A 10,267-nucleotide genomic window follows, 5' to 3' on the forward strand; every position below is an offset into this window, starting at 1 on the left:
GCTTCGGCGCGGCCGCGATTGGCGGCCGATGCGGCGCCCAATGGCTTGTCGGCGGTTTTTTCCGACGCAGTGGCGGGCGGGTCAGGCGGCGTCGGTGCGGGCAGGGCGATCGCGCTGATCGCCTCGTGCACCAGCGTCGGCACCGAAAGCCCGAGCCCTGCAATCAGCCCGTAGCCGGCGAGCGCGGCCACAAGCAGCGTCGCGGCGGCGGCAATCCCCCGCTGATGGTGCGGCAATCGTCCCGAATAGGCCATGGCATCCCTGCGCGCCGGACGAGCGGTCCGGCGGATGTCGCCCTAGCCGATACCGCCTGAGGCGGCGATGAACCGCGATCAGTGGCTGCCGTGCATCACAGCCGGATTGCCCTTGCCGAACGGCGCCTGCGGCAGCACCACTTCGACATTCTGCATCATCCCCTGGTCCTCATGGTCGAGAATGTGGCAGTGGAGCACATATTCGCCGATGTAGCGCTGATACCGCGTGCGGACCTTGACCGTGTAGATGTCGCCTGGCGGCGCTTCGCCCGGCGCCGCGAACAGACTTTTGATCCACAAAGTGTCCTTCCACACCCCGTGCAGTCCCGCATATTGACCGTCGGCCGGGTCGGGGATGTCGGCCTGTCCGGGCAGGCTGAGGTCGATCAGGCTGCCGTCGGGGTTCTTCGCCCTGGGGTTGGTGATCGACACGATCTGGAACGGATTGACGTGGATGTGGAAGGGATGGCTGACGAAATGCGATTGCAGCGTCCATTCCTCGACCCCGCCGAGCGGTAGCTGGCGGTCGATGCGGGCCGGATCATAAGGCCGGGTGTCGGCGCTGTTCAGCGTGTTGCCGACCTCGAATTGCGTCGGTCCGTTGATATCGATGCGAAAGGTCAATTCCTGCGTGCCGGTCAGTTCGTCGTCCCCGATCGTCGGATGCGGGACGAACTGGGTGAATTTCATTTCGTCGGTCAGCGAGGCGGCCACCGCATCGCGCATGTTGCCCGGCATCAGCGTCCTGGCACGGTCGATCAGCTGGGCGCGGACATAGGCCTTGGGATTGATGGTGAAGGGCGTGCCCTTCGCGACCTCGACATAGCCCATCAGCTTGCGCCCGAGCGCGTCGCGGTTGAGGCTGCCCGATTCGCTGTTCGGCATGTCGAGCACGCAATATAGCCCGGCCTCGGGAAAGGCGACGAGCGCGTCGAAGCGATAGCCGGGCTGGAACACCGTGCCGCGGCTCGCCTGTCCCTGCGCCAGCGTCAGCCCGTCGGCGGCAATCAACTGGATCGGCAGGCTGTCCTTGGCGCAGCTGCTCTCGATGAATTTGTCGATCTCGGCGGGCGTCGCGCCGAGTTTCAGCACCTTGTTGTCGAGCCGATTGGCAAAGGTCAGCTTGATCGTGTCGCGCACCCCGCCATGGATCATCCGCCAGCGTTCGACGACGCCCTGCGTCGCGCGAAAGGTCGGCATCACGACGCCATTGAACGAGGTGTAGCGCCCCGTCGTGCCCCAGTTGCCCGGCCCGAAATCGTCGATGTTGCGGATTTCGCCGACGTCGCCGGGGTTGCACAGATAGGATCCGTCCTTGTTCTTCTGGATCGTGCCTGCCTTGTCGTAACAGGCGTATTGGATCTGCTGCATCACCAGCACGCGTTCGGGCATGCCTTTCAGCAATGTGTCGATGTCGCCGTTGGCGGTCGGGGTCGGCATGCGATCGCCGCGGATGATCAGCGCGCCAGCCATGCCGCTCGACACCTGGAGCGCGGTCGAGCCGTGGCGGTGGGTGTGATACCAGAAGGTCCCCGACGGATGGTCGCTCGGCACATTATATTCATATTGGAACGACACGCCGGGATTGATCGACAGCAGGACATTGTCGCCATTGCCCGCCGGATTGACCCACAGCCCGTGCGTGTGGAGGTTGGTCCCGTTGAAGCAGTGCGGGATATTCATGTTCGCCGGGTGGCCGAGGCAGGTCGGGTCCGCCGGCAACTGGTTGTCGAGGCTGATGCGCACGGTCTCGCCCGGCCTGATCTCGATCTCGGGCGAGACGAGCGGCGTGTCGGGCAGCATGCCCTTGCCGGTATAGCCGCGCAGCAGCACCCGGTCGTCGCGACCGGTATTCGGGTTATAAAGCTTGCTCGATATCATCTCGACCTTCAGGTCGAGCAGGCGATTGTCGGTCGGCGACGCGGGCGCTGCCTCGGCGGTGAGCATCAGCGACGGCGGCTTGCCCTCGGCCTCGAGCTCGGGCGGGTTGGCGATTTCGCGGACGGCGGCATTTTGCAGCGCGGCGGCGGGCGAGGCCGCGAGCGCCAGCGACAGGGCAAGCACGGATATCGAAAGTCTCATCTTCCATCCCCCCATGGATCGAGCATGGGGCGGATGATGACGCAATCGACGAACCTTGTCTATGCAGACCCGGTCCCAAACGGAAAGGCGCCGTTAAGTATCTTACAGAAATGCGTCGAGTTCGGCCAAGAAGCGGTCAAATTGATCGTGATGAAGCCAATGCCCCGCATTTTCGAACTCGATGACCTTGGCATTGTTGAAATATTGGATGCGTCCGTCCTTTTCGGGATTCGAGGCCCAGCTGTCGGCGCCATAGAGTAACAGGGTCGGGCAGCTGATCTGGCCCCACAGCGCGTGCAGCTGCTCCTGCGGCATGTCGAAGATCGTCCAGATGTTGAGATAATTGTCGAACTTCCAGCTCCAGCTGCCGTCCTCGTTGCGGTTGATGCCATGGATGGTCAGGTGCCGCGCCTGTTCGGGGGTGAGGTAGCTGTTTTCCGCCGCCATGCGCGCGAGCGCGTCGTCGAGCGTCGCATAGCGCTTCGGCTGACGCCCTGCGGCCTGGCGCTTGTCCTCGATCCACTGGCGCATGCGTTCGTCGAACGGCGTCTTGGTGCGCTCTTCCTGCACCGCGGGGGAGGGGCCGAGGCCTTCGATCGACACGAGCTTGCGGACCTTGTCGGGATAAAGGCCGGTGTAGCGCGTCGAGATATTGCCGCCCATCGAATGCGCGACGATCGTGACGGGTGCGAGGTCGAGCTGGTGGATCAGCTGCGCGAGGTCATAGACGAAGGCGCCCATCTCGTAATTGCCGTCGGGCGACCAGGCGCTGTCGCCATGACCGCGCAGGTCGGGCGCGATGACATGGTAGCGGTCGCGCAATGTCTCGGCGACCCAGTCCCAGCTGCGGCAATGGTCGCGCCCGCCATGGACCAGCAAAAGTGGGGGTGCATCGGCATTGCCCCAATCGGCATAGTGAAGCTTCAGCCGCTGCGAGATGAAGCTGTGCGAGGTGGGGCCGCTTGCCATGGTCTGATCCTTGCTGTCTTGTCGCGTTTCAAAAGGCCACCGATTCCATTCCGTCAACCCCATGCGGTCGGGAATGGAGAACAGGACAGGGAGAAGGAAGAGCATGAGCAGTTTTCGGGACAATCTGCTGGCGGGCAAGACCGCCTTCGTCGCCGGCGGCACCAGCGGCATCAACCTCGGCATCGCGAAACGCTTTGCCGAACTCGGCGCCAAAGTCGCGGTCGCGGGGCGCGATCCCGAAAAGGCGCAGCGCGCCGCCGCCGAAATCGGCCATGACGCGATCGGCTTGTCGGGCGACGTTCGCGACTATGCCGCGATTCGCGGGGTGATGGAAAATGTCGTCGATAAATTCGGGCCGATGGACATCGTGATTTCGGGCGCCGCGGGCAATTTCCTCGCGCCGGTGCTCGGCATGTCGGCGAACGCGTTCCGCACCGTGGTCGACATCGATCTCAACGGCACCTTCAACGTCTTTCGCGGTTGCCACGACCTGCTCAACCGCCCCGGCGCGTCGCTGATCGCGATCACCGCGGGGCAGGCGATCAATGCCTCGGCGCTGCAGGCACATGCCTGTGCGGCAAAGGCGGGGATCAACCAGTTGATCCGCGTGCTCGCGCTCGAATGGGGCCCCGAGGTGCGCGTGAACGGCATTTCACCCGGCCCGATCGCGGGGACCGAGGGCATGGCACGCCTCGCGCCCGACGCCGCGACGCGCCAGTCGCATTTCGACCGCATCGCGATGAAGCGCTGGGGCGAGATCGAGGAGGTCGCCGAATCGGCGGTGTTCCTGTGCAGCCCGGCGGCGGCCTATATCACCGGCACGATCCTCGACTGCGACGGCGGCAGCCAGATCGGCGACGCGTCGCGCGGCGATTTGGCAAAGGGCATGGCCTGAACGTAAAAAGGCCGCCAACCCGTTGGGGTGGCGGCCTTTTTAATGGTGGGCGTGGCAAGGATTGAACTTGCGACCCCTGCGATGTCAACACAGTGCTCTACCACTGAGCTACACGCCCATCCCTTGGGGTGACGCGCCCCCTATAGGCCCTCGCGCGGCTTGGCAACCCCTTCGCGTGGGCAAGCGTCCTTATTGTTGATGCGACCGGTCGGCGCGGCCGAAAAGATTGTCGACCTCGCGCACCAGATCCTTGAGGTGGAACGGCTTCGACAGCAGCTTCGCCTGCGGCACATTTTCCTCGGCGCGCAGTGAAACTGCGGCGAATCCGGTGATGAACATGACCTGCGTCTGCGGCGCGACCTTCGCGGTGTGCTGCGCCAGTTCGATCCCGTCCATTTCGGGCATGACGATGTCCGACAAGAGCAGGTCGAAGGTGCCCGAATCGATATAGGGTACCGCCTCGGTCCCGCGGTCGACCGCAGTGACGTGATAGCCGGCGCTAGTCAGCGCCCGCGCGAGATACTCGCGCATCACGTCGTCATCTTCGGCCAGCAATATGCGAATCATGCGGATAATAGCCCCCCTGGTCCCTCGGCGGCGCCCACCGGACACCTTATACGTCGAAACCGTCCCATAGCGCCACAAACTTAACAAAATCAGGTCGCGCTGGATTCCCCGACCGATTTTTGCCACCCCTTGCCGATGGCGCGCTTCTTTCCATCGCTCGATGCCATTTCGGTGATCGGTCCCGATGCCGGGGCGATCCCTGTAGTGGTATCGGTGGCGCATGCGGGACGCATCTACCCGCCCGAATTGCTCGCTGCTGCGCGCGCGACGCGGCCCGAACTCGAACGGCTCGAGGATGGCTGGTCGGATCTGATCGCGGCGCGCGCGGGCGAGGCGGGGGCAACGGTGGTGCAGGCGCTTTGGGCGCGCGCGGTCGCCGACTGCAACCGCGGTGAGGGGCAGATGGCGCCGGGCGAGGTCGCGCCGGCGCTGCGGCCGCAATTTGCCGCACCGGGACGCAAGGAACGCGCCGGGCTGGGCGTGGTGCCGACGCGGCTCGCCGACGTCGGGCCGCTATGGAAAAGGCCGATCGACCGCGCGTCGCTCGCGTGGCGACTCGATTCGCTCCACCGTCCATTTCATGACGCGCTCGCCGACGCGCTCGAGCGGACGCGCAAACGCCATGGCCATGCGATATTGATCGACCTGCACAGCATGCCCTCGATTCCCGCGGGACAGGCGGGGCATGGCGCGCGGATCGTCATCGGTGACCGCTTCGGCGACACCACCGACAGCTGGCTCGTGGATACGGTGGTCGCGGCGGCCGAGCGGCTCGACGTGCCGGTGTCGCGCAACCAGCCCTATGCCGGCGGGCATATCGTGCGGACTCACGGGCGCCCGGACCGCGGCGTGCATGCGGTCCAGATCGAAATCGACCGCAGCCTGTACCTGCGCCGCGATCGCACGCCCGACCATGACCGGCTGGGACCGCTAAGCGACTGGTTTCATGACCTGCTGGGGGAAGTGGCGCGTGCCTGGCCCGGCGATACCGCGCTGCCGCAGGCGGCCGAGTGACCAAAGCCCAATAAAAAACCACCTCGTACCGAAGTACGAGGTGGCCAGGGTCCAGGGAGGACGCGCCCGCACCTTTCGGTGGGACACTGCGCCGCGATGGAAAGGGGGAAAACCATAGCGGCGTGGAACCAATCTAGGTGTTCCGCCCGCAGGTTACAAGGGGTGTTGATATCAAAAGAAACTGGTCGGGGAGAGAGGATTCGAACCTCCGGCCCCTGCCTCCCGAAGACAGTGCTCTACCAGGCTGAGCTACTCCCCGACCGATCTTTGCGAACGGCCGCTGGGGCCGCCGCGAAGGCAGAGCGGTCCCCTAGACGCGCATCTTGCGAACTTCAAGCGCCAATCGGCACATTCGCCATGATTGCGGTCGTTAGAGCAATCCGGCACGCCAAAAGCTGAAATGTCCTTCAGCGGTAAAGATCAGATGGTCCGACAGGGTTATGCCGAGCAGTGCCAGAAATCGGGCGGATTCGCGGGTGATCGCCAGGTCGGCGTCGCTCGGCCGGCCGATTCCCGACGGATGATTGTGCGCCATCACGATCTGCGCGGGTTTCGCATCGAGCGCCGCGCGCCAGACGGGCGGCGCAATGACGCAGCGTCCGCTGCGGTCGCCGTCGGCGCGTTCGAGGCACAGCAGGCGGTCGAAGGCGTCGAATCCGGCGATCAGCAGGGCCTCGGCGTCGGAAGGGAAGCAGGGGCGCAGCAGCAGCCGCGCCAGATCGTCTTCTTCGGCGCGCGGCATGAAGCCCGGCGCTGCCGGCTCGGCGCCCGGCGCCTCTATGGGGTCGTATCGTGTCATGACGCGCCCTCGTGCGCCGCGATAGCGCCAAGCCCAAGCCGGGATTGGCCCGCAATGGAGGATCGGGGGCGAGTCTTGCCGCCTTGCCTCGCGAAGCCTAGCAATGAGCCAAAGCCGGGAGCGAATCTTGCCTGAGTCCATCCATTATGAACTGCAATATCTCGACCTGATGCGCCGCATCTGGGTCGAGGGCGACGAACGTGTCGATCGTACCGGCGTTGGAACGCGTTCCTTGTTCGGCGAGACGATGCGATTCTCGCTGAAGGATGATGCGATCCCGCTGCTCACCACCAAGCGCGTCTATTGGAAGACCGCGCTGCGCGAATTGCTGTGGTTCCTCACCGGCGACACCAATATCCGTTCTTTGGTGGCCCAAGGCGTGAAGATCTGGACCGACTGGCCGCTCGAAAAATATCGCAAGGCGAGCGGCGAGGGCATCAGCGCCGAGGATTTTGAAGCGCGCATTATCGCCGACGATAATTTCGCCGCCCAGTGGGGCGATCTGGGGCCGGTCTATGGTCACCAGTGGGTCAACTGGCCGCGCTACGAATCGGCGGGCGATGGGCTGTTTCGCCGGGCGGAGCAGGGACATAACCAGATCGCGGCGTTGATCGATTCGCTGAAGAATAATCCCGGGTCGCGCCGCCATATCTTCACCGGCTGGAACGTCGCCGACCTCGATCGCATGGCGCTGCCGCCGTGCCATATGACCTATCAGTTCCATGTCCGCAGCGACGGCGGGCTGTCGTGCCTGCTCTTCCAGCGCTCGTGCGATCTCGGGCTCGGGTTCGCGTTCAACGTCTTCGAAGCGGCGCTGCTGACGCGCATGGTTGCCGAGCAGGCGGGGCTGCGCGCGCACGAGCTGGTGTGGACCGGCGGCGACGTGCATCTTTACCTCAATCACGCCGACCTCGTCGAACAACAGATGTCGCGCATTCCCGGCGGCGCGCCGAAGCTGCGCATCCTTCGCCGGCCTTCGAGCATTTTCGACTATCGGTTCGAGGATTTCGCGGTCGAGGATTATGCGCCGCAAGCGCATATTTCCGCGCCTGTCGCGGTCTGAGGGCCGCCGTTGCATTCCTATGGCGACCGAAATAATATGTCGTCACGTTGAAATATAACTAGGCGCTCGATTCGCGTCCGAAGGGAAGAAGATATGCCTGAGTCGGATAGCCGGCCGGCGAGCAACTTGCCGCCGTTGTCGCTCCATATTCCCGAACCACGTTATCGCCCCGGCGACACCCCCGACTTCGGCGACATCGTGGTGCCCGAGGTCGGCGCGACGCCGCGTCCCAGCGAGGACAGCAAGCCCGATGCGATGCGCGACATGTGCTACGGCCTTGTCCGCGTGCTCGATTTCGACGGGCAGGCGAAAGGGCCCTGGGACCCGAAGATCGCGCCCGAGCGGCTGCGCGCGATGCTCCGTTACATGATGCTCGTCCGCGCCTTCGACGATCGGATGTTCCGTGCGCAGCGGCAGGGCAAGACCAGCTTCTATATGAAATGTACCGGCGAGGAGGCCACTTCGGTCGCCTCGACCATGGCGCTCGACCGCTCCGACATGTGTTTCCCCAGCTATCGCCAGCAGGGCATTTTGATCACGCGCGACTATCCGCTGATCCAGATGATGAACCAGATCTATTCGAACCGCGGCGACCATCTGCTCGGGCGTCAGCTCCCGATCATGTATTCGGCGCCCGAACATGGCTTTTTCAGCGTCTCGGGCAATCTCGCGACCCAATATCCTCAGGCGGTGGGCTGGGCGATGGCCTCGGCGTCGAAGGGCGACAGCCGCATCGCGACCGTGTGGTGCGGCGAAGGCTCGTCGGCCGAGGGCGACTTCCATTCGGCGCTGACCTTCGCGACTGTCTATAACGCGCCGGTCATCTTCAACGTCGTCAACAACCAGTGGGCGATCTCGAGCTTTTCAGGCTTTGCCGGCGGCGAGCGCACGACCTTTGCCGCGCGTGCCGTGGGTTACGGCATCGCCGGCCTGCGCATCGACGGCAACGACCCGCTTGCGGTCTATGCCGCGACGCAGTGGGCGGCCGATCGCGCACGCACCAACAATGGTCCGACGCTGATCGAGCATTTCACCTATCGCAGCGAGGGCCACAGCACCTCGGACGATCCGAGCGCCTATCGCCCGTCGGACGAGCCGACGATCTGGCCGTTCGGCGATCCGATCGCGCGGCTGAAACAGCATCTGGTCACGCTCGGCGAATGGAACGAGGCGCGGCACGAAGCGCAGCGCACCGAACTCGACGATCTGGTCAAGACGACCCAGAAGCAATCAGAAAAGCTCGGTATTTTGGGTCATGGCATGCACCAGCCGTTCGAGACGATGTTCCAGGACGTATTCGAGGAGATGCCCTGGCATCTCAAGGAACAATGCGATCAGATGCTCGCCGAGCAAGAGGCCAAGTTCGGCCCCAATTGGAAGCCCGAATGATGGCCGAGACCAAGACCATGAACATGATCGAGGCGATCAACAGCGCCATGGACGTCATGCTCGAGCGCGACCCCAACACCGTGGTGATGGGCGAGGACGTCGGCTATTTCGGCGGCGTGTTCCGCGCGACTGCGGGCTTGCAGAAAAAGCATGGCAAGACCCGCGTTTTCGATACGCCGATCAACGAATGCGGCATCATCGGCGTCGCGGTCGGCATGGGGGCCTATGGGCTGCGCCCGGTGCCCGAAATCCAGTTCGCCGATTACATCTATCCGGGGCTCGACCAGCTCGTCAGCGAAGCGGCGCGGCTGCGCTATCGCTCGGCGAACGACTATATCTGCCCGATGACGGTGCGTACGCCCTTCGGCGGCGGCATCTTCGGCGGCCAGACGCACAGCCAGTCGCCCGAAAGCATCATGACGCATATCTGCGGCGTGAAAACGGTGATCCCGTCGAACCCCTACGACGCCAAGGGCCTGCTGATCGCGGCGATCGAGGACAACGACCCCGTCGTCTTCCTCGAGCCCAAGCGCATCTACAACGGTCCGTTCAGCGGTTACTACGACCGCCCGGTCGAACCCTGGTCGAAGCATGAGGCGAGCGCGGTGCCCGAGGGGCATTATCGCATCGAACTGGGCAAGGCCGCGACGGTGCGCGAAGGCGAGGCGCTCACCATCCTCGCCTATGGCACGATGGTCCATGTCACCAAGACGATCGTCGAGGAAATGGGCGTCGACGCCGAGATCATCGACCTGCGCACGCTGCTGCCGCTCGACATCGACGCGATCGAGGCGTCGGTGAAAAAGACCGGGCGCTGCCTCATCATCCACGAAGCGACGCGCACCTCGGGCTTCGGCGCCGAACTTGCCGCGCTCGTCCAGGAACGCTGCTTCTACCATCTCGAGGCGCCGGTCGAACGCGTCACGGGCTTCGACACGCCCTATCCGCACAGCCTCGAATGGGCCTATTTCCCCGGCCCGGTGCGCATCGCGACCGCGCTCACCAAGATTTTGAAGGACTGACGCCATGGCTCGCTATTCATTCCGCCTGCCCGACATCGGCGAAGGCATCGCCGAGGCCGAAATCGTCGCCTGGCATGTGAAGATCGGCGAGCGCGTCGAGGAAGACGCGCAACTCGCCGACATGATGACTGACAAGGCAACCGTCGAAATGGAATCGCCGGTGTCGGGGATCGTCGTCGAACTGGCGGGCGAGGTCGGCGACCTGATTCCGAT

Annotated in this window: 10 protein-coding genes, 2 tRNA genes and 1 pseudogene; 6 read left to right on the top strand and 7 right to left on the bottom strand. The window is 64.2% G+C overall.

Annotated features, from left to right (window positions below):
* The 3 genes and pseudogenes from B1A78_RS17820 to B1A78_RS17830 form a co-directional block, all read right to left on the bottom strand.
* Positions 1–254, bottom strand: a pseudogene (locus B1A78_RS17820) (energy transducer TonB); the annotation flags it as partial.
* Positions 255–332: 78 nt separating this feature from the next.
* Positions 333–2,336, bottom strand: coding sequence for a multicopper oxidase family protein (locus B1A78_RS17825; RefSeq protein ID WP_083734282.1), 2,004 nt, complete (start codon positions 2,334–2,336; stop codon positions 333–335).
* Positions 2,337–2,438: 102 nt separating this feature from the next.
* The gene (locus tag B1A78_RS17830; protein ID WP_077148258.1) at positions 2,439–3,305 is read right to left on the bottom strand and encodes an alpha/beta fold hydrolase; all 867 of its coding nucleotides are present in this window, start codon (positions 3,303–3,305) and stop codon (positions 2,439–2,441) included.
* 103 nt (positions 3,306–3,408) lie between these two features.
* Between B1A78_RS17830 and B1A78_RS17835 the strand changes: the two genes are divergently transcribed.
* Complete coding sequence (locus B1A78_RS17835; protein ID WP_077148259.1) at positions 3,409–4,200, top strand: SDR family oxidoreductase; 792 nt, start codon at positions 3,409–3,411, stop codon at positions 4,198–4,200.
* Between the two features lie 43 nt (positions 4,201–4,243).
* On the opposite strand, the gene B1A78_RS17840 is transcribed toward B1A78_RS17835, so the two are convergent.
* Both B1A78_RS17840 and cpdR read right to left on the bottom strand, forming a co-directional pair.
* Positions 4,244–4,318: transfer RNA gene (locus B1A78_RS17840), tRNA-Val, on the bottom strand.
* A gap of 71 nt (positions 4,319–4,389) precedes the next feature.
* Entirely contained in the window at positions 4,390–4,767 is a 378-nt protein-coding gene (gene cpdR, locus B1A78_RS17845; RefSeq protein WP_077148260.1) for a cell cycle two-component system response regulator CpdR, read from the bottom strand.
* Between the two features lie 135 nt (positions 4,768–4,902).
* Here cpdR and B1A78_RS17850 point away from each other — a divergent pair, with 135 nt between their 5' ends.
* Positions 4,903–5,781 (top strand): N-formylglutamate amidohydrolase, encoded by an 879-nt coding sequence (locus tag B1A78_RS17850; protein ID WP_083734283.1) that lies wholly within the window; start codon positions 4,903–4,905, stop codon positions 5,779–5,781.
* A gap of 182 nt (positions 5,782–5,963) precedes the next feature.
* On the opposite strand, the gene B1A78_RS17855 is transcribed toward B1A78_RS17850, so the two are convergent.
* Both B1A78_RS17855 and B1A78_RS17860 read right to left on the bottom strand, forming a co-directional pair.
* Positions 5,964–6,040 (bottom strand) — tRNA-Pro (locus B1A78_RS17855).
* A gap of 111 nt (positions 6,041–6,151) precedes the next feature.
* Positions 6,152–6,580, bottom strand: a complete 429-nt coding sequence (locus tag B1A78_RS17860) for a JAB domain-containing protein (RefSeq protein WP_077148261.1) — start codon at positions 6,578–6,580, stop codon at positions 6,152–6,154.
* A gap of 103 nt (positions 6,581–6,683) precedes the next feature.
* Between B1A78_RS17860 and thyA the strand changes: the two genes are divergently transcribed.
* The 4 genes from thyA to B1A78_RS17880 form a co-directional block, all read left to right on the top strand.
* The gene (thyA, locus tag B1A78_RS17865) at positions 6,684–7,643 is read left to right on the top strand and encodes a thymidylate synthase (protein WP_077148262.1); all 960 of its coding nucleotides are present in this window, start codon (positions 6,684–6,686) and stop codon (positions 7,641–7,643) included.
* Between the two features lie 93 nt (positions 7,644–7,736).
* Positions 7,737–9,032 (top strand): 3-methyl-2-oxobutanoate dehydrogenase (2-methylpropanoyl-transferring) subunit alpha, encoded by a 1,296-nt coding sequence (locus B1A78_RS17870; RefSeq protein ID WP_077148263.1) that lies wholly within the window; start codon positions 7,737–7,739, stop codon positions 9,030–9,032.
* A gap of 17 nt (positions 9,033–9,049) precedes the next feature.
* Positions 9,050–10,054 (top strand): alpha-ketoacid dehydrogenase subunit beta, encoded by a 1,005-nt coding sequence (locus tag B1A78_RS17875; RefSeq protein WP_077148265.1) that lies wholly within the window; start codon positions 9,050–9,052, stop codon positions 10,052–10,054.
* A gap of 4 nt (positions 10,055–10,058) precedes the next feature.
* Positions 10,059–10,267: biotin/lipoyl-containing protein (locus tag B1A78_RS17880; protein WP_306171658.1), on the top strand; the 209-nt coding region annotated here is incomplete at its 3' end.

The organism is Sphingopyxis sp. KK2 (assembly GCF_001990265.1).
Classification (GTDB): domain Bacteria; phylum Pseudomonadota; class Alphaproteobacteria; order Sphingomonadales; family Sphingomonadaceae; genus Sphingopyxis.